This is a genomic window from Pseudomonas deceptionensis (assembly GCF_900106095.1).
Lineage (GTDB): Bacteria > Pseudomonadota > Gammaproteobacteria > Pseudomonadales > Pseudomonadaceae > Aquipseudomonas > Aquipseudomonas deceptionensis.
Genome location: NZ_FNUD01000002.1, coordinates 4,714,360 through 4,733,409, shown reverse-complemented (window position 1 = coordinate 4,733,409; position 19,050 = coordinate 4,714,360). Strand labels below are relative to the sequence as shown.

14 protein-coding genes are annotated in these 19,050 nt (G+C 58.0%); 7 read left to right on the top strand and 7 right to left on the bottom strand.

The annotated features are described in order from the left end of the window. Positions 1-23: 23 nt before the first annotated feature. Positions 24-5,318 carry a SpvB/TcaC N-terminal domain-containing protein gene (locus tag BLW11_RS21865; protein ID WP_053069540.1) on the bottom strand — a complete coding sequence of 1,765 codons (5,295 nt, stop codon included), beginning with the start codon at positions 5,316-5,318 and terminating at the stop codon, positions 24-26. Between the two features lie 329 nt (positions 5,319-5,647). Then, positions 5,648-6,508 carry a MurR/RpiR family transcriptional regulator gene (locus BLW11_RS21860; RefSeq protein WP_193790182.1) on the bottom strand — a complete coding sequence of 287 codons (861 nt, stop codon included), beginning with the start codon at positions 6,506-6,508 and terminating at the stop codon, positions 5,648-5,650. 205 nt (positions 6,509-6,713) lie between these two features. Here BLW11_RS21860 and zwf point away from each other — a divergent pair, with 205 nt between their 5' ends. From zwf to BLW11_RS21845, 3 genes are read left to right on the top strand one after another with little or no spacing between them, the layout of a single operon-like run. Next, positions 6,714-8,183 carry a glucose-6-phosphate dehydrogenase gene (gene zwf / locus BLW11_RS21855; protein WP_048359817.1) on the top strand — a complete coding sequence of 490 codons (1,470 nt, stop codon included), beginning with the start codon at positions 6,714-6,716 and terminating at the stop codon, positions 8,181-8,183. Next, positions 8,170-8,883: a 6-phosphogluconolactonase gene (gene pgl / locus BLW11_RS21850; protein WP_048359816.1), complete on the top strand. Its 714-nt coding sequence runs from the start codon at positions 8,170-8,172 to the stop codon at positions 8,881-8,883. Before zwf ends, pgl begins: the two co-directional genes overlap by 14 nt. Before the next feature lie 17 nt (positions 8,884-8,900). Then, entirely contained in the window at positions 8,901-9,566 is a 666-nt protein-coding gene (locus BLW11_RS21845) for a bifunctional 4-hydroxy-2-oxoglutarate aldolase/2-dehydro-3-deoxy-phosphogluconate aldolase (RefSeq protein ID WP_048359815.1), read from the top strand. Positions 9,567-9,751: 185 nt separating this feature from the next. Here BLW11_RS21845 and BLW11_RS21840 read toward each other — a convergent pair whose 3' ends face one another. Beyond that, positions 9,752-10,945, bottom strand: a complete 1,194-nt coding sequence (locus tag BLW11_RS21840; protein WP_048359814.1) for an aminotransferase class V-fold PLP-dependent enzyme — start codon at positions 10,943-10,945, stop codon at positions 9,752-9,754. Positions 10,946-10,957: 12 nt separating this feature from the next. Continuing rightward, entirely contained in the window at positions 10,958-11,194 is a 237-nt protein-coding gene (locus tag BLW11_RS21835; RefSeq protein WP_016782086.1) for a DUF3820 family protein, read from the bottom strand. Positions 11,195-11,401: 207 nt separating this feature from the next. On the opposite strand from BLW11_RS21835, the gene BLW11_RS21830 reads away from it, so the two are divergent. Next, complete coding sequence (locus BLW11_RS21830; protein WP_048359813.1) at positions 11,402-11,869, top strand: PA2169 family four-helix-bundle protein; 468 nt, start codon at positions 11,402-11,404, stop codon at positions 11,867-11,869. Positions 11,870-11,925: 56 nt separating this feature from the next. Here the strand turns inward: BLW11_RS21830 and BLW11_RS21825 are convergent, their stop codons facing one another. Next, positions 11,926-12,396 carry a MaoC family dehydratase gene (locus BLW11_RS21825; RefSeq protein WP_048359812.1) on the bottom strand — a complete coding sequence of 157 codons (471 nt, stop codon included), beginning with the start codon at positions 12,394-12,396 and terminating at the stop codon, positions 11,926-11,928. Between the two features lie 87 nt (positions 12,397-12,483). After that, the gene (locus BLW11_RS21820) at positions 12,484-13,428 is read right to left on the bottom strand and encodes an alpha/beta hydrolase (RefSeq protein WP_048359811.1); all 945 of its coding nucleotides are present in this window, start codon (positions 13,426-13,428) and stop codon (positions 12,484-12,486) included. A gap of 209 nt (positions 13,429-13,637) precedes the next feature. Between BLW11_RS21820 and fadD2 the strand changes: the two genes are divergently transcribed. Next, positions 13,638-15,326 (top strand): long-chain-fatty-acid--CoA ligase FadD2, encoded by a 1,689-nt coding sequence (gene fadD2 / locus BLW11_RS21815; RefSeq protein WP_048359810.1) that lies wholly within the window; start codon positions 13,638-13,640, stop codon positions 15,324-15,326. 350 nt (positions 15,327-15,676) lie between these two features. Beyond that, on the top strand, positions 15,677-17,368 hold the full coding sequence (gene fadD1, locus BLW11_RS21810; protein WP_048359809.1) for a long-chain-fatty-acid--CoA ligase FadD1: 1,692 nt from the start codon (positions 15,677-15,679) through the stop codon (positions 17,366-17,368). Positions 17,369-17,437: 69 nt separating this feature from the next. Here fadD1 and BLW11_RS21805 read toward each other — a convergent pair whose 3' ends face one another. Continuing rightward, positions 17,438-17,815 (bottom strand): hypothetical protein, encoded by a 378-nt coding sequence (locus tag BLW11_RS21805; protein ID WP_048359808.1) that lies wholly within the window; start codon positions 17,813-17,815, stop codon positions 17,438-17,440. Positions 17,816-18,095: 280 nt separating this feature from the next. Between BLW11_RS21805 and BLW11_RS21800 the strand changes: the two genes are divergently transcribed. Next, positions 18,096-19,049 (top strand): YihY/virulence factor BrkB family protein, encoded by a 954-nt coding sequence (locus BLW11_RS21800; protein WP_048359807.1) that lies wholly within the window; start codon positions 18,096-18,098, stop codon positions 19,047-19,049. Position 19,050: the final 1 nt, after the last annotated feature.

Sequence of the window (19,050 nt, the reverse complement as noted above, 5' to 3'; positions counted from 1 at the left end):
TCGCTATGGATACTCGCCGCTCATCAGGAGGCGTCAGTGCTGTTGAGAATCACGAGGGTTTTTAAAGGGAACCCCAACGCCTGACTCTCATCGTTACCCGCAAATGCGACTTTGAATATCACTGTGAGGGTACTGCCCTCAGCCAGCTGCATCAGGTAGTTGGCTGCGGCGACTTTGCGCAAATAACCCCGAGTTACCTCGGTGCCATTCACGAGTGCAGCGCTCCAGAGCGTGAGCATGTGTAGCGAACCATCAGCCTTTTGGCCTTCCAGGCGCAGCCAGACTTTCTGCCCGACCGCCACAAAAGGCCAGGCGAGGATATTAATATTCACGCCATTAGGGGCGCGGTTTACATCCAGTTTGCCGTTGCTCTCCTTTTCAACCGTGATCATGTTGCTGATCAGCGACTCGGGGAGGGTGGCAATGTTCAGGTCAAGCACTTCTGAGTGCTGCACTCCGGTTGTGCGTGTCACCGTATAGGTCACCACGACCGTTCTGCCGAGGTTGGCCCCCACGGCTGGCGCTGGAATATCAAACAGCACCCGCCCGCCCGGATCGCCCTGTTTTGATGCCAGCACAGGAGAGCCGGCACCGGCTTCACCGCTCCAGCTCACAGCGATGCTGTCGGTGGTCAGCATGCCCGGGTAATCAACCCGCACCGTTGCGCCTGCAAGGGCCTGCATCGGATCAAGCCGGTTGCCGTGCGCTTGCAGCACGGTGGCGACTCTCGGGTGTTCAAGTGCCTCCTGATACAGATCGTTCTCATCCTCGGCGATGGTGTACCAGTTCATGTAGGTCTGGCGGCGCCAATAGCCACTGGCGGTAATGGTTTTGGTGGGGCGCCCCAACGGGTCATAGAACTGTTGGTCGCTGTAGCCGAACTGGCGAAAGGACTCATCGTTGATGTAGCGGTAGTGGTTCGCGAAGTAAGGCCGGTAGACGCGAATCGCCAACCCTTTATTGTTGTATTCCACGCGTTCACTGACGCGCCAGCGCTCGATGGCCGGCACCTGCTCCGGTTCCCCGTTGGTGATTGGCAGGTTGCCCTTGTCGTCGACGGCGTAAGCCTGGCCCGATTCGACTTTTTGTTTGCTTTGTAACGCGCGGCCAAAACCATCCGAGGCGCTGACCAGCATCCGCACTTGGCGTTGAGGGTCGCTCGGGTAGCGGTCGGCCTGCAGCAGTGCCGACCAGGCCGGCTCGCGCGGCAAGGCCAGCAAGGCCGAGCAGGTTTGAGCCGGTACTTGGCTTTGAGGGTATTGGCCCTTGGCCAGACGTTCGCGTGCACTGGCGCGCAGATGACCTGCGGGCATCAGCACGCCCAGTTCAACGCCATTGGGCAACAGGCCCGGGGGCGCTAGCCCCATCCAGCTGCTGCTTTCGTAGAAGAGGGCGGATGCGAGGTTCCCCATTACCGAGCTGTCGGCAATGGCTTGCGCGGCGCTTACGGGTTGCCACGCATGACTGGCCATGTTGCCAAAACCGACATTTTTAACGGCCTGGGTGTCGTCGTCCCATTCAGTGCCCCAGAAGGTCGTCAGCACCACTCGGCCCATCGCGTCGTAACGGGCCTCACTGACATTCTGATTGGGGTCGCGGATCCATTTGACCTGTAGCGAACGGTAGTCGTAGACCGCTTTGGTGATCCCTTCGTCTGGTGCCGTGAATGTTTCAGGCAGTAGCCAGAGGCTGTCGTAGCTGACTTTCGAAGGCATGACCCAGATGACCGGTTTCTGCTCCAGCACTTTGTTGAAATGCTCGACCCCGGCGAATGTTGAATACCCCGTGCGTGTCGCCCACAGGCTGATGGAGGCGTCGACGGTGTTGCTCGTTGGCCGCCACAGACCGACATCGGTATAGCCGGCCGATTCGAGCCTGGCTTTGACCTCGCCAGGGGTGTCGCCCAGCAGGTTTTTCTCTGCGCCCTCATCATCTGTCACCACGTAGGCTTGCAAGGCGGCGCTATCCAGCTCGGCCTGTTCGGCATACTCGGGCAGGGCATCGAAATTCACCGTGCCGTCCAGGCAACCCTGGTATTGCACGCGGCTCTGGCCCGCCAGCATGCGCTGGCCATTGAGCGGGTCTTTGCCCAGTGGCGACTGCGCGCCCATAAAGGCTTCGTAACTGATGATGCTGATCGCCGGATCGTCAGCGTCAATCACGTAGGCGGTCTGTTGACTGCGGTAAGGCAGGGCCAGTCGCAGGTAATCGGTCTGCCGGATATGCAAGACCCGATCGCGCACCTCGCTCAGGTAGAAGCGCTGTTGCGCATCATCCCTGGCATCCTGCCACCAGCGCCGCAAGTGGGCATGTTCCTGATCGTCGGGATACGGCGGTTGTGCGTCGGCACGGCGAGCGTATGCGACGCTGACCCCATGGTTGACGCAGCCATAGTCATCGATGGCCAGGGTGATTTGGTGCTGGCAAAGCGGGTCATCGGCCTGGCGCTCGTATTGCAGGCTGCGCTGCTCGATGGCAAACCCCAGCATGACGCTGTAGGTGGCAGTGTCGGAGCGCGCTTGCAGCAGGCGAACGCCATATCGGCTTTGGGTGACGCTGTAAGGCACTGCATTGCCATCGGCGCCCAGGACCTCGGCGCGCAATACCGAGCCGCTCAAGGTGCGGGCCGCGTCGCGCAGTGCAGGGGCATCCCAGTCGGTAAATATCTGCTCGGTGCCATCAATGCGCTGGGTACACAAGGTGCTGCCCAGCGGCTCCAGCCGCGCATCACCGGCCCAGGCATCAGGTATGGGCATGTGCAGGGTCTTGCCGGTGTGGAACCAGGTCTTGCTCACGACAGGCGCGCTGAACCCCTGGGTATTGGCGGTGGCGGTGGCTGACTCGGTGTCGGTTTGCAGCAGCAGGCCGAAGCCGCGAAATTCCCGTTCCACGCCATCGTAATAGCCGTGCCGATAGCTAAAGAACTGGGACAAATGATTGCCTGTGATCTGATCGAACTGGCGCTGCTCGCTGACCAGATGCATCGGGAAGGGCATCTCGCAGACGGCCAGGGACGGGTCTGGCAGCAGGTTTTTCTCGTCCAGCCACTCCTGTGCCGATGAGCGATACACCACCTCGCCCGAAGCCCCCATATTGTTGTCCGTGGTGCGCAGCAGATAGGGTTTGTTGTCGTCGACAAAGTCGCAGCGCCAATGGCTGGGTTTAAGTGAGGGATTTTGTGTGTGGCTGGTCAACACCAGGCTGGAGCAGCCAAGCCCCTGCAGATCGGCCACGCTGACACTGGTCAGCGCGTTGAACCTCAGCCCCTCAGGCAGGGCAATCGTAACGGGGGCGGCAAACCCGTGCCCGCTGAGGTTCATGAAGATCTGCACCGAATCACTTTGCCAATACAGGATATCGGCAGCGCCGGAGCCATCCAGGTCGGCGAGCCGGATATGGGCGGGGTTGAACTCGCCCGTAAAGTCCAGCTTGCCAAAGTTGACCGGCTCGCCAAATCGTCCGAGCCCCAGGTTTGGAAAGCAGCTCACGGCCTGCCCGGTGATATGGATCAAATGCTGTTGCCCCGACCCCAGCAGATCACTGAACGCCACCAGTTCGCAGCGTTCGTCAATGACCACTGGCAAGGCGGTTTCAGTGCTCTGGCGGTTGACCTCGAGGGGTGTATCGAAACCTTTGTCTTTCAAATTGACATACACGCGCACGCTGCGGGTTCCGATCATTGCCAGGTCCGACAGGCCGTTGCCCATCAGGCTGGCCAGCTGCGCTTGTGGATGAAAAAACTCGGTAGGGAATGCCGCGTAGGGCGTGAAGTGGCTCCATTGCTGATTGCTGTCCAGCGTGAAGAACCCGGCCATGGAGGGCTGTGCCACCAGCCAGTCGAGCTTGCCGTCGCCATTGATGTCCGTCAGTACCTGTAGCGTGGGTGAGCTGTTGTTGGCCACGGGAATCTGTTTGAGCAACTCCTGCGCCGCGTAGCCCACCGCATTTTTATCCAGGCCGGGGCCGGGGTGGCGGATGGGCCGCCGGTAGTACCAGGCGTTTTGCTGGCGATAGAGGACCCCGGCCAGCCCTTCGCCGAACAGGTCAACCAATTGGTAATTGCCGGTATCGATGCCCGGGCTCTGCCCGGGCGTCTGTTCTGTGAAAAACGGTGAGAACCTTACGGATTCCGGGGTGAGGGTGAATGCGCTGTAGGTGAACTCTTGCGGGGGGTTGAATTGGGCTTCCTGCCCGACATAGCCAATGATATGCGTGGCGGTCAGCATGGACACCGCTGGCTGCTGGCTGTACTCCAGTTGCAGGCGCTGTACCAGCGTCGGCTCGCCCTGGAGCAGAACGGGGCCGCTATTGTCCGGGCCATCGGCGCACCAGTGAAACATCAATACCTGATGGCACAGTCGCAGCGTGCGCTCCTCGAACCCGTAGCGGTAACTGCTGACCGGGTCGGCCCGCAGCGGCCACTGCGTGCCAGGGGCCCGTGGGTACTGGGGCTTGACCTCCAGCCGGGGGTCACATTCGCCATAATCGAAGACCAGATCAAACAGCCAGACGGGCACCATCGCCCGTTGCAGCAAAAAGGGCACCCGGTCGCCGGTCAGGTTGCCGTAACGAACACGTTGCAGGTAACGACAGGTGCTGCTGTCGCGGCTTCTCCAGGCATCTGCTGCAGGGCCTGTCAGTGTGCTCAGCGATACATCGTTCTCAGATATGTATTCGTAGAGCACATGCTCGCCATTGACGGCGACCGACTCCTCAAGGTGCCACTCGGCCACCCACACCGCGTTGCCATTCACGTGTTGCAGACGGGCGTTTTCACTGTGGCCGTACACATGGGCACTGCCGTCTGCGAGCTGGATCAGCCAGAACGAACCGGTTATGCCGACAAAGTGCTCGAACGTGCTGAAGTCGCCTTCGACCCGTGGGCGGTAAGCGCTCACGCGATAGGTTTCAGACAACGGCCGGTCGCGAAACATGGAGGCGTCACGGGTGATTAACTCACCACTGGCATCGCGTTGCGCCAGTAACACATCGCCGCTGGGGGAGAGGTAAACCGGCTCGACCATTTTGCCATTGGCGTCGGCCTCGAACTGAGGTGTGCCCAGGCTGGTTTGCCGGCTGATCGAGGGGCGGTTGATTGACCATCCCTGACCGAACTCTGTGCGGCCGCCGCCACTGCTGTAGCTCAAGCCCAATGCGGGGGCAAAGCCGCGGCCGGGGGTGATGGGCAGGGGGATTGCCAGTGACGCGGCACCGGTCAAGCCTACGGCTCCCCAGCCTTCGCCAATGCTTTGAATGGCGCCGCCACCTTTAGGCAGTGAGGGTGCAGAAATGCTGAGCGGTTCTTGGGCCATGATCATGAGCTCCTGCCACGGGACTTTTTCAGATAGACCAATCTGAATATGTAGGGGCAGGAGCAGCAGGCACATAAACGACTGAACCCCGTTTAAATAAAGCCCCGAGGTGTTCACGTTATGACTCTTTCCTGCGTCTGTAACCTGTCATATCTGACAGTGGGGTACGCGTTTTCAGAGGGGGCGAAAGGGCCTGCCCCCTTATAAAGAAGGCGTGTGCGAGGGGAATCGAAAGGGGGGGGCAGCAAGCCCTGACTCAGCCGTTTGTCGGGCGAAGAGACCAATACGGCTGCAGGGTAAAGCAGGAAGGCACGGCGCTTGTCCGTGCCTGCGGATCAGTTGAATTCATCGCCTACCGGGTAGCGGCTGGCATTGAGGCTTTCCTTGATTTTGCGCAGGTGCGGCTGGAAGTCCACGCCCCGGCGCAAGGTCATGCCGGTGGCCAGCACGTCGAGCACCGTGAGCTGAATAATGCGCGAGGTCATCGGCATATAGATGTCGGTGTCTTCGGGCAGCGGGATGTTCAGGCTCAACGTACTGGCCTTGGCCAACGGTGAGTTTTCGGCGGTCAGGCCCAGCACCGAGGCGCCGTTGGCCCGTGCGATGCGTGCGACCTCAACCAGCTCTCGGGTGCGTCCCGTGTAGGAGATAATCACGAACAGTTCGCCGGTGTGTGCCACGGAGGCGATCATGCGCTGCATCAGGACGTCGGCGTGGGCCGTGACGGCGAGGTTGAAGCGGAAGAACTTGTGTTGTGCATCCAGCGCCACGGGGGCCGAAGCACCCAGGCCGAAAAAGTGGATTTGCCGAGCCTGAATCAGCAAGTCGACGGCGCGACTGATAAGGTTCGGGTCCAATGCCTGGCAGGCACTGTCCAGCGAGGCAATGGCGCTGCCGAAAATCTTTTGGGTGTAGGCTTCTGGATTGTCATCGGCCTCAACGGCCCGACTGACATAAGCTGCGCCGCTGGCCAGGCTTTGTGCCAGTTGCAGCTTTAGCTCGGGGTAGCCGCTGACGCCGAATGAACGGCAAAAGCGGTTGACCGTGGGTTCGCTGACCGACGCGGCCTGAGCGAGCGCAGCAATGCTGAACCGGGTCGCCTGCTGCGGGTTCTGCAGGATGACTTCAGCCACTTTGCGCTCGGCCTTGTTCAGGTCTTCGAGGCGGCTTTTGATCTGTTCGAGTAAATTTCGCACGCGGTCCATTTATGATCCTTGGGTCAGCGATGCAAGAACCGGGCTAAAGCGGTTCTGGAAGGTGGCCTATCCTACTGGTGGCCTGTGACGACCACTAGCAGGAATCTGAATTTTGAGAAAATGTTGTGTTTATTACTACATTTTTCCTTGAGTGATGCCTTGAAAAAAGGTATTTGTAGCTTAACTTGATAAAAGAACAAACATCATGCCTTCGATTACGGTTGAACCGTGCACCTTTGCCTTGTTCGGCGCCCTTGGCGATTTGGCCCTGCGCAAGTTGTTTCCTGCTTTATACCAACTGGACCGCGCCGGTCTGCTCCATGCTGACACGCGCATTCTCGCGCTGGCTCGCGAGCCGGGCGACGCTCTCTCGCACCTGGCGCATATCGACAGCCAGTTGCGCCAGTATGTCGGCGACAAGGAAATCGAAGATGAAGCGGTGACCCGCTTCCTGGCTCGTCTGAGCTATCTGCATGTGGATTTTTTCAAGACTGACGATTATCTGTCCCTGGCACAACTTGCCGGAACAGAGCAGCGCCTGATCGCCTACTTCGCCACGCCTGCGGCGGTTTACGGCGCGATTTGCGAGAACCTGTCCAAAGTCGGCCTGACTGAAAACACCCGTGTGGTGCTGGAAAAACCCATCGGTTCGGACCTCGAGTCTTCGCGCAAGGTCAACGACGCTGTGGCGCAGTTCTTCCCCGAGAACCGCATCTACCGCATCGACCACTACCTGGGCAAAGAAACCGTACAAAACCTGATCGCGCTGCGCTTTGCCAACAGCCTGTTTGAAACCCAGTGGAACCAGCGCTACATCTCCCACGTTGAAATCACCGTGGCCGAGAAAGTGGGCATCGAAGGTCGCTGGGGTTATTTCGACAAGGCCGGCCAGCTGCGCGACATGATTCAGAACCACTTGTTGCAGCTGTTGTGCCTGATTGCGATGGACCCGCCTGCGGACCTGTCGGCCGACAGCATTCGCGACGAGAAGGTAAAAGTGCTCAAGGCACTGGCCCCGATCAGTGCCGAAGGCCTGACCACCCAAGTGGTGCGCGGCCAGTACATCGCGGGTTACAGCGAAGGGCAGTCGGTGCCGGGTTACCTGGAGGAAGAAAACTCCAACACCCAGAGCGACACTGAAACTTTTGTGGCCCTGCGCGCCGATATTCGCAACTGGCGTTGGGCGGGTGTGCCGTTTTACCTGCGCACCGGTAAGCGCATGCCACAAAAGCTGTCGCAGATCGTGATCCACTTCAAGGAACCGTCGCACTACATCTTCGCCCCGGAGCAGCGCCTGCAAATCGGCAACAAGCTGATTATTCGCCTGCAGCCGGACGAAGGCATTTCCTTGCGTGTGATGACCAAAGAACAGGGTCTGGACAAGGGCATGCAGCTGCGCAGCGGCCCGTTGCAACTGAATTTTTCCGACACTTATCGCAGTGAGCGGATCCCGGATGCCTACGAGCGTCTGTTACTCGAAGTGATGCGCGGCAACCAGAACCTGTTTGTGCGCAAAGACGAAATTGAAGCGGCATGGAAATGGTGCGACCAGTTGATCGCCGGCTGGAAAAAGTCCGGTGATGCGCCCAAGCCCTATGCGGCGGGCTCCTGGGGACCGATGAGTTCCATTGCACTGATTACGCGGGACGGGAGGTCTTGGTATGGCGATATCTGATATGAAACTGCCTGAAGGCGTCAACGCGCGCACCTTCAAAAACCCGGCGTCATTGGCCGAGGGGCTGGCAGCAAGTGTTGCCGGGCAATTGAATCAAGCCATTGCCCAGCAGGGTGTTGCCACCCTGGTGGTGTCTGGCGGCCGTAGCCCGGTGGCTTTTTTCGAGAGCCTGATCAAGCAGCCGGTCGACTGGTCGAAAGTGGTCGTCAGCCTGGCTGACGAACGCTGGGTGCCGGTGGAGCACGCCGACAGCAATGCTGGCCTGCTCAGAAAGCACCTGCTGCAAGGCCCGGCAGCCAAGGCCCGTTTTGTCGGTTTGTACAATGCGGCAGCCACGGTTGAAAAAGCTGCATTAGAGGCCGACCAGGGCCTGGCCGAGTTGCCACCGATTGACGTGCTGATCCTGGGCATGGGCGATGACGGGCATACCGCGTCGCTGTTCCCCGACAGCCCGAACCTGACCGAAGCGTTGCAGCTGGATAACCCGCGCCGTTGCTGGGCGATGCTGGCGCCGACCGTGCCGCATCAACGCCTGAGCATGAGCCGCAGCCTGCTGGCGAGCGCAAAACACAAGGTGCTGTCGATCCAGGGGCAGGCCAAATTGAACACCCTCAACGAAGCGCTGGGGGGCACTGATGTTGCCGCCTTGCCGGTTCGTGCCTTTCTGCAACCTACGTTAGAGATTTACTGGTGCCCATGAGCCAAGGATCAGCTGCCATGACAACAACAATTGCGAACGTATCGATGGCGGATAAAGTCGCCCTGATCGACAGCCTCTGTGACCGTGCCCGGATTCTGCCGGTGATTACCATCGCTCGCGAACAAGACATTCTGCCGCTGGCCGATGCGCTGGCGGCCGGTGGTCTGACGGCCCTGGAAGTGACCCTGCGTTCGGCGTTCGGCCTCAAGGCGATCCGTATCTTGCGCGATCAACGCCCTGAGCTGGTGACCGGCGCAGGCACTGTGCTGGATCGGCATATGCTGGCAGCGGCAGAAGAGGCGGGTTCGCAATTTATCGTGACGCCGGGCATTACCCGTGACTTGTTGCAGGCCAGTGTAGCCAGCGATATCCCGCTGCTGCCGGGCATCAGCAATGCCTCCGGGATCATGGAAGGCTACGGGTTGGGCTACCGTCGCTTCAAACTGTTCCCGGCTGAAGTCAGTGGCGGTGTGGCCGCGATCAAGGCATTGGGCGGCCCGTTTGGCGAAGTGAAATTCTGCCCGACTGGCGGCGTGAGCCCGGCGAACATTCGCAGCTACATGGCGTTGAAAAACGTGATGTGTGTAGGCGGTAGCTGGATGCTGGACAGCGAATGGATCAAGAACGGCGACTGGGCCCGTATCCAGGAATGCACCGCCGAGGCGCTTGCGCTGCTGGATTGATGTTTTAGTTCCGAATTTGTTGTGTGTTCTACGGTTCTTTGGTGCGCTTGGTCGGCGCACCTTTTTTTTGCCTGCGTATTTGTGTAGCTGCTGGCGCAGATACTTCAGCCGTGGGAGCGAGCCTGCTCGCGAAGATCATTCGCGAGCAGGCTCGCTCCCACGGGGGTAACAGAATTTTTACAGGGTTATGCGTGAGCCTGTGAAAGCTCGCGCAACGCTTTGATTAGCTGATGGATGTCATCCCGCGTGGTGGTAAACCCGACGGTAATCCGGATACAACTGCCGCACGCCGAGCCATTGCGGGCGACGGTGAACAGGTTGTAGTCCTTGAGCAGGCGGTCAACCATCGGCTGTTGATCCTGCAGATGGGTAAAGCGCAGCGACGTAATCGCGCAACGCAGCCGCGGGTCATCTTCAATCAGCACTTCAATGCCCGGCATTTTGCGCGCCTCACTGACCCACAGATCGCGCAGATAGTTCAGGCGTGCCCCCTTGGCCCTGGTGCCACCCATCTCCTCATGCTCCTGCAACACTTTGGGCAGGGTCAGCCACGCCGGGATGTTGACCGTGCCATAGGGCGAGCGGTTGCGGATGTCCGGTTCCGGGTAATGCCGGTCGCCCATGTCGGGGTCTATATCGGCCAGGCGCAGCGGGTCGATATACATAAAGCCCAGAGTCAACGGCGCACCGACCCACTTATGCAGGTTGTATCCGGCAAAGGCAACGCCCAGTGCCTGCAGGTCGAACTCGATCTGGCCCAGTGCGTGGGCACCGTCAAGGATCACATCGACCCCGTGTTCCTTGGCCGCCGCGACAATTTCCTGCACGGGCAGCACCAGCCCGGTGCGGTGGGTCACGTGGGTGAGGGCCATCAGTTTGATGCGCGGATGACGCTCAAAGGCTTCGCGATAGCTGGCCACCAGGCTTTCATGGGTGGCGGGATGCTTGTGGGATATTTCGATGAGTTCCAGCCCGCGCTGACGGGCGACCCAGCGCATCGCATATTCGACGCTGTGGTATTCCAGGTCGCAGATCAGCAATTGATCGCCGGGTTGCAGGCCGTTGTAGTTGCGAATCAACGATTGCAGGGCATCTGAAGCGCGTGCTGTCAGTGCGACGCCTGCCGGGTCCAGGCCTAGCAGGTCAGCCAGCTGGTTGCGCAGTTCGCTGCTCTGGCCCTGATCGAAGTGCTGGCGCACAGGCAGAGAGTTGTTGCGGTTAATAAAGTCGATATTGCGCTGGTAGTCCTGCGCTACGCCGCGGGTCATGCGCCCGAAATAGCCGTTTTCCAGATTGATCGGGCCGGGTGCTACGTCGTAGCGCTCGGCAATGGCGTGCCAGAAGTTTTCGTCGCGGGCGTTATCTTCAATCCTTGGCATGGGGCAACTCTGTCAGTGGCGAGGTTTGGGCTTTGAGTGTTTGGCGCGCAACGGGTCGAGCAGGTCCGACAGGCCGTTGTGATCGATCTCTTGCATCAGGGCCAGCAACCCGCCCAGCTCGCCGTGGGGGAAGCCTTCGCGGGCAAACCAGTTCAGGTACTGGCCTGGCAGGTCAGCGATGATTCGGCCTTTGTATTTGCCGAAGGGCATTTCGCGTGTCACCAGCAGTTCGAGCTTTTCGGGGTTCATGCAGGGGCCTTCAGTGCGTGGAGCCATGGTGTGAAAAATACAGGCAATTTGCATGAAGGCCAATTGACAGGTCATGCAAATAAACCGGATACAGATATTTGTTAATTACTTAAGGCGCTGATTAATAAGGATTTTATTTTGTTAGAAAGCTGGCATGAGGACTGCAAACTCTATTGCACGATCCTCAACCTTGTAAGGAATTGAACAATGACTGACCTTAATAAAGAAGCCATTAGCGTCCTGAACGATTTGATCGAAACCAGCAAAGATGGCCAGGAAGGCTTCAAGACCTGCGCTGAAGATATCAAACACCCGGAACTCAAAGCGCTGTTTGCCAAGCGTTCTGCCGAATGCGCAGCCGCAGCGGCCGAGTTGCAGGCCCAGGTACGTGCCTTGGGCGGCGACCCTGAGACCAGCACCAGCGTGGCCGGCGACTTGCACCGCCGTTGGGTAGACGTCAAATCCGTGTTTACCGGCAAAGGTGAAGAGGCGGTGCTCAACGAAGCCGAGCGCGGCGAAGACCATGCGCTGAAGGCTTATAAAGAAGCGCTGGAGAAAATCAGCAAGCACAACCTGGTAGGTATTCGTGATCTGGTAGAGCGCCAACTGCATGGCGTGCAACGCAATCACGATCAGGTCAAGGCTCTGCGCAACGAGGCTCGCGCTCGCGCCTAGTGCTCCAGCCTGAATAAAAAAACGCCGGTCAGCCGGCGTTTTTTAATGGGTGGGGATTAACCGATGCTGATTGCTGGCAGTACCGGCAGGGTCACGGTTTGTTGTTTGCGCGGTGCAATGATTTCGGCTTCGCCATCGACGACGATTTCATCGTGCTGGTTGAAAACGCGGGTGGCGATGCGCACGCGGAACTTTGGCATCTTTTCCAGGATTTCCAGGCGCACGGTGAGGGTGTCACCGATTTTTACCGGCTTCTGGAAGCTCATTTGCTGGCCGACATAAATAGTGCCCGGCCCAGGCAGTTCGCAGGCGACGGCGGCGCTGATCAATGCGCCACTGAACATGCCGTGGGCAATGCGCTCTTTGAACATGGTCCCCGCGGCGAACACAGGATCGAGGTGCACCGGGTTGTGGTCGCCGGACATGGCCGCAAAAAGTTGAATGTCGCGCTCTCCGACGGTCTTGCTGTAGCTGGCAGTCTGGCCGACTTCGAGGGCTTCGTACGGGGTGTTGGTAACCTGAGTCATCTAGCGCATGTCCTGTGACGAGTGTTTGGTTTTAAAGCTTTGATTTTAAGAGATTTTAAAGTCTTGAAAGGTGAAATCGGTATTAAGTCATTCACTGCGCTGCGGGCGAGTGCGGCTCAACGCTTGATTGAGCCACTCAATCACGTCTGCCATCACTTGGTCGCGATTGGTTTCGTTGAAGAGTTCGTGCCGCGCTTGCGGGTACAGATTGAGCTGCAACTGACGATTGCCGGCATTTCGCAAAGCCGTGGCCAGATCAGTGAGACGCTTGCCTTCACTCACCGGATCACATTCGCCGCCCATTATAAGTAACGGCAGGCCCGGATCGATTTGAGCCAGATTGGACGCTTTGCTGATTTGCTGCAACCCGCCGAGCAGGTCGATCCATAGCTGATTGGTGCAACGAAAGCCGCACAGGGGGTCGCTGGCGTAGGCATCGACCTGGGCCGGATCGCGGCTGAGCCAGTCATACCGCGTGCGATTGGGCTTGAAGGCTTTATTGAACGAGCCGAAAGACAACCACTCGATCAGCGCACTGCGGCCTTTGGGCCCCTGACGCAAACGCTCGAAACGTGCGATCAGGCTGGCGGCGCGATACAGCGCCACTGGCTGGAAATTCGAAGCACTGAGTATGGCGCCTTGCAGGCTGGCACTGTGATGCATCAAGTAGGCCTGGGCGATGTAACTGCCCATGCTGTGGCCGAGCAGAAAAACCGGCACTCCCGGATGGGTCTGGTTGATATGCCGGCTAAGGCTGGCCACATCACTGACCACCGCACACCAGCCATCGTTATCGGCAAAGTAGCCCAGGGTTCCACGTTCGGCTGTTTTGCCGTGGCCACGCTGGTCGTGAGCATATAGCCCATAACCGGCATCACACAGCACTTTGCCCAGGCGGGCATAACGACCACTGTGTTCGGCCATGCCATGATCCAGTAAAACAATGGCTTTGGGGCTGCCTGCCGGCAGCCACTGGTTAACGAAAAGACCGCTGCGGTCATTCGCCTCCAGCCAAAAAGTCGCAGGGGACATGGCAGTTCCTTTATTTGTTGTCGTAGCAGTGTATAGCGCATTTGCGCAGTGGCCACTCAACAGGCGTGGTCGCAGCAATAAGATTCAAGATGTAAATGGCGAAGATCGCCGTATTTGCCTACAACTTGATAACTGTTAACGTCCGCAGGTTCCGCTTTTCACTGAGTGAAAGACGCGGCCAGACACGCTCAGGTACGAGGATAAAAACAATGCAACCTGATTTCTGGAATGATAAACGCCCGGCCGGTGTGCCGCTGGACATCGACATGACGACTTTCAAGTCGGTGGTTGATGTGTTTGAACGCTCCTGCAAGAAGTTCGCAGATCGCCCGGCTTTCAGCAATTTGGGGGTGACCATCACCTATGCCGAGCTGGAGCGCTACAGTGCCGCTTTTGCCGGCTATCTGCAGGAATATACCGATCTCAAACCCGGCGACCGTATCGCCGTGCAAATGCCCAACACCCTGCAATACCCGATTGCCGTTTTCGGTGCCATGCGTGCGGGGCTGGTGGTGGTCAACACCAACCCGCTCTACACCTCGCGCGAGATGCTCCACCAGTTCAAGAGCGCGGGCATTCGCGCGCTGGTGTACCTGAACATGTTCGGCAAACGCGTGCAGGAAGTGCTCAAAGACACCGAAATCGACTACCTGATCGAAGCCAGAATGGGCGACATGATGCCGGCCGCCAAAGGCTGGATCACCAATCTGGTGGTCGACAAGGTCAAAAAGCTGGTACCGGCTTATCAGTTGCCCCAGGCGATTTCCTTCAAAAGCGTTTTGCGCCGGGGCGCCGGGCAAGTTATCCGCCCCCTGACGGTATCGCTGGACGACACCGCGGTTCTGCAATACACCGGCGGCACCACCGGCCTGCCCAAAGGCGCGATGCTGACCCATGGCAATCTGATCGCCAATATGCAGCAGCTTCGCGCTTGCCTGTCCCAGCATGGGGCTGACGGTCAGCCCATTCTCAAGGACGGTCGCGAGATCATGATCGGGCCTTTGCCGCTGTACCATATCTATGCATTCACCGCTAATTGCATGGGCATGATGGTCACCGGCAACCACAACGTCCTGATCACCAACCCGCGTGACATCAAAGGCTTCATCAAGGAACTCAAGAACTGGAAATTCACCGCGTTCCTGGGGCTCAACACCTTGTTTGTGGCGCTGATGGACCACCCGGACTTCAAGACCCTGGATTTCTCAGGGCTTAAAATCACCAACTCGGGCGGCACGGCGCTGGTCAAGGCCACGGCCGAGCGCTGGGAAAAAATCACGGGGTGCCGGATTGTCGAAGGTTACGGCCTGACAGAAACTTCGCCGGTGGCCAGTGCCAACCCCTGTGGTTCTCTGGCAAGGCTGGGGACGGTGGGCATGCCGGTTCCGGGGACGGCCATGAAAGTGATCAGCGACGAGGGTGTAGACCTGGGATTGGGCGAACGGGGCGAGCTCTGTGTCAAAGGCCCGCAAGTGATGAAAGGCTACTGGCAAAACCCCGAAGCCACCGCCGAAGTACTGGACGCCGAAGGGTGGTTCAAGACCGGTGATGTCGCGGTCATAGATCCTGACGGTTTTGTCCGCATCGTCGACCGCAAGAAAGACCTGATTATCGTCTCGGGCTTCAATGTGTACCCCAACGAAATCGAAGACATCGTCATGGCGCACCCCAAAGTGGCGAACTGTGCGGTGATTGGCGTTCCCGACGAACGTACGGGGGAGGCGGTCAAACTGTTTGTAGTGCCCCGCGCAGGCGGAGTAACCGTTGAAGAGCTGAAAGCTTACTGCAAAGACAATTTCACCGGTTACAAGGTGCCCAAGCAGATAGTGCTGCGCGAGTCTTTGCCCATGACGCCGGTGGGCAAAATCCTGCGGCGTGAGTTACGTGATATCGCCTGATTCGTTCAACCTGGCGACAGACGCCCGCTAGCCTCAAGGCAGCGGGCGTTTTTATTTGGCCGCAATAAGAGTGAAGCAGCCTCGGCAGGTGCGCTGTAAAGCCCGACATAGAGCGTTTTTGTTACTAATAGAGTCTTTGTACTAATGATGACTTTGGATTGTCCTACAGTCAGGTTTGTGACTCTAAAGCCCATTTTTGGCTCTAGGCGCCCTTTGGCAAAGCTGCTACTCTCGGCGCGCTTTGTGACTTCCAGGCAAGTAAAAGCCAGAATTGTCCATTATAAAAATCACACAAATAATAACCGCAGCCAATGCGGTGAAGAATTCGCAACGCTTAGGAGTGGGCTTCCATGATTGAAGGCTTTTGGAAGGACAAGTACCCAACAGGGATTGCTGCTGAAATCAACCCGGATGAATACCCAAATATTCAGACGGTACTGCGGGAATCTTGCCAGCGTTTCGCCGATAAACCGGCGTTCAGTAACCTCGGTAAAACCATCACCTACGGCGAGCTCTACGAGCAGTCGGGTGCTTTTGCTGCCTGGTTGCAGCAGCACACCGACCTGCAACCCGGCGATCGTATCGCCGTACAGTTGCCCAACTTGTTGCAATACCCGATCGCTGTGTTCGGAGCCATCCGCGCCGGCTTGATCGTGGTTAATACCAACCCGCTGTACACCGCACGGGAAATGGAACATCAGTTCAAGGACTCCGGCGCCAAGGCGCTGGTCTGTCTGGCGAACATGGCGCATCTGGCCGAGAAGGTTGTGCCGCAGACCTCGGTCAAGTATGTGATCGTCACCGAAGTGGCCGACATGCTGTCGCCCTTCAAGCGTGTGCTGATCAACAGTGTCATCAAGTATGTGAAGAAAATGGTTCCGGCCTATCACTTGCCCCAGGCCATCAAGTTCAACGAAGTGCTGCGCAAAGGGCAGGGCCAGCCGGTCAAGGAAGCCAGCCCGGTCAGCAGTGATGTTGCCGTGCTGCAATACACCGGCGGCACCACGGGCGTGGCCAAGGGCGCGATGCTGAGCCACCGTAACCTGATTGCCAACATGTTGCAGTGCAAGGCGTTGATGGGCTCCAACCTCAATGAGGGGTGTGAAATCCTGATCACGCCATTGCCGCTGTACCACATCTACGCGTTTACCTTTCACTGCATGGCGATGATGTTGCTCGGCAACCATAACGTGCTGATCAGCAACCCGCGTGATTTGCCGGCGATGGTTAAAGAACTGTCCAAGTGGAAGTTCACCGGTTTTGTCGGCCTCAATACCCTGTTTGTGGCGCTGTGCAATAACGAAGCGTTCCGCAAGCTGGACTTTTCAGCCCTCAAGGTGACGTTGTCGGGCGGCATGGCGTTGCAACTGTCAGTGGCCGAACGCTGGAAAACCGTGACCGGTTGCCCGATCTGTGAAGGCTACGGCATGACCGAAACCAGCCCTGTGGCCTCGGTAAACCCGATCCAGAACATCCAGGTGGGCACTATCGGCATTCCGATGCCTTCGACCCTGTGCAAAGTGATCAACGATGCGGGTGAGGAGTTGCCTCTGGGTGAGGTGGGCGAGCTGTGCATCAAGGGTCCGCAGGTCATGAAAGGCTACTGGGAGCGTCCTGACGCGACCGCCGAAATCATGGACAGCGAAGGCTGGTTGAAGTCCGGTGATATCGCGATCATTCAGCCTGATGGCTATATGCGTATCGTCGATCGCAAAAAAGACATGATCCTGGTCTCGGGCTTCAATGTTTACCCCAACGAGCTGGAAGATGTGATGGCCTCGTTGCCGGGCGTCTTGCAGTCAGCGGCCATTGGTATCCCTGATGAAAAAACCGGTGAGCTGATCAAGGTGTTTATCGTGGTCAAGCCGGGCATGACGCTGACCAAGGATCAGGTGATGGCTCATATGCGCGCTAACCTGACGGCCTACAAGGCACCGAAATTCGTCGAGTTCCGCGACAGCTTGCCGACTACCAACGTGGGCAAAATCCTGCGTCGTGAGTTGCGAGATGAAGAGCTGAGGAAGCTGGGCCTTAAAAAGTAACTGGCCCGGATACGACAAAGCCCCGCAATGCGGGGCTTTGTTGTTTTGGCGCGCAGCCTTTGGCCGCGACTACAGTACGAACTGTGCGAAATTGACGCCTGTACCTGTCGGACGTACATCCTGCAGGAATGAGTCCTTGTCTGCGCTCAGTTCAAGGCTCATGGTTGGCGTACGTTTGTGGGTCGCACGTACTACCATGCCTTCGCGTTTTTCGCGCAGGAATGCAGTCGTTACCTTCAAGTGCAGCAATTCGTCGGTGCTCGGGGTGTGCAACAACAGGTGCACCCATTCGTATTGACCGACGGCCAGACGGGCCAACGGGATATCGAACCACCAGATGTTCTTGTTGGTGTTCAGTGCGGCGAAATGGCAGTTGTTGACGCCGAGCACTGCGCCGCCGAGTTCCTGGTTTCTGCGGGCGATGGCCAGCTTTTTATCGAGTTTCATAACCTTCCTACAATTGCGGATCTTCAGCGTCATAGCCTGAGTACGTCGCGTATTCTCGGGGGTTAGGGGGCAAACATAAAGCCCAACCTGCACGGAACGACGAAATGATGGGCAGAAATAAATGAAACTCGATGTGAGGCACGCGGGTCAACTGTGGGGTAGCCTTTTCACTGGTTTGGCGGTTACGCGTTTTCAGCGTCGCCAATTGAACTACTTTTAGGTAAAACCCTTCACTTGGAGGCGTGTTGAACTCAATAACTACGCGGCGAAAGGAGACGCTATGTTTGTTCCAGGCTTGAACGGCCTGCCCTTGGGCAAAGTATTGATCCGCACGGTCAAGGAATTCATCGACGATGAAATGTCGACCTATGCGTCGGCACTGGCCTATCAAATGTTGTTTTCGCTGTTCCCCTTCATTCTGTTTCTGATCGCACTGATCGGCTTTTTGCATCTGCCCGACTTCTTTACCTGGCTGCGCCTGCAGTCCGAATTGGTGCTGCCGCCCCAAGCGCTGGAGCAGGTCAACCCGGTGATCGATCAGTTGCAGCAGTCCAAGGGCGGATTGCTGTCGGTGGGTATCGTGATTGCGCTGTGGACGGCTTCGGCGGGTGTGCGGTTGATGATGAGCGCGATGAATGCCGCGTATGACGTGGTTGAAGGGCGGCCCATCTGGAAGCGCTTTCCGCTGTCGATTTTTTACACCATAGGCATTGCCGGCATGCTCCTGGTTGCCGCTGCGCTGATGGTGCTCGGGCCGCAGGTGATGAGCTGGCTGGCGGGGCAGGTGGGGCTTGAAGATTTTGTGGTCACGCTGTGGACCATACTGCGCTGGCCGGTGGTTATTTTGCTGATGATGATCGCCGTGGCCGTGATGTATTACGTGATGCCCGACGTAGAGCAGAAATTTCGCTTCATTACGCCGGGCTCGGTGCTGGCGGTAGTTGTGTGGATTGTGGCGTCATTGGGTTTTGCTTTTTATGTAAAAACCTTCGCGGACTACAACGCCATGTATGGCAGTATCGGCGCGATTATCGTGCTGTTGCTGTACTTCTACATCTCGTCCGCGGTGCTGCTGCTGGGGGCGGAAATGAATGCCGTGATCGAGCATCTGTCGGCCGAAGGCAAGAATCCGGGTGAGAAAACCTTCAATGAATCTGAAGACTCTGATCCAAAGCACCATGTCTCCGGCCTGGGCCGCGACCATTCCATTAAACCCACTTCTGATGAAAACTGAC

Excerpts from the sequence above, each read along its gene's own strand:
- BLW11_RS21865 (WP_053069540.1), bottom strand. The coding sequence starts at position 5,318 with ATGATCATGGCCCAAGAACCGCTCAGCATTTCTGCACCCTCACTGCCT.
- zwf (WP_048359817.1), top strand. The coding sequence starts at position 6,714 with ATGCCTTCGATTACGGTTGAACCGTGCACCTTTGCCTTGTTCGGCGCC.
- pgl (WP_048359816.1), top strand. The coding sequence starts at position 8,170 with ATGGCGATATCTGATATGAAACTGCCTGAAGGCGTCAACGCGCGCACC.
- BLW11_RS21845 (WP_048359815.1), top strand. The coding sequence starts at position 8,901 with ATGACAACAACAATTGCGAACGTATCGATGGCGGATAAAGTCGCCCTG.
- BLW11_RS21840 (WP_048359814.1), bottom strand. The coding sequence starts at position 10,945 with ATGCCAAGGATTGAAGATAACGCCCGCGACGAAAACTTCTGGCACGCC.
- BLW11_RS21835 (WP_016782086.1), bottom strand. The coding sequence starts at position 11,194 with ATGAACCCCGAAAAGCTCGAACTGCTGGTGACACGCGAAATGCCCTTC.
- BLW11_RS21830 (WP_048359813.1), top strand. The coding sequence starts at position 11,402 with ATGACTGACCTTAATAAAGAAGCCATTAGCGTCCTGAACGATTTGATC.
- BLW11_RS21825 (WP_048359812.1), bottom strand. The coding sequence starts at position 12,396 with ATGACTCAGGTTACCAACACCCCGTACGAAGCCCTCGAAGTCGGCCAG.
- BLW11_RS21820 (WP_048359811.1), bottom strand. The coding sequence starts at position 13,428 with ATGTCCCCTGCGACTTTTTGGCTGGAGGCGAATGACCGCAGCGGTCTT.
- fadD2 (WP_048359810.1), top strand. The coding sequence starts at position 13,638 with ATGCAACCTGATTTCTGGAATGATAAACGCCCGGCCGGTGTGCCGCTG.
- fadD1 (WP_048359809.1), top strand. The coding sequence starts at position 15,677 with ATGATTGAAGGCTTTTGGAAGGACAAGTACCCAACAGGGATTGCTGCT.
- BLW11_RS21805 (WP_048359808.1), bottom strand. The coding sequence starts at position 17,815 with ATGAAACTCGATAAAAAGCTGGCCATCGCCCGCAGAAACCAGGAACTC.
- BLW11_RS21800 (WP_048359807.1), top strand. The coding sequence starts at position 18,096 with ATGTTTGTTCCAGGCTTGAACGGCCTGCCCTTGGGCAAAGTATTGATC.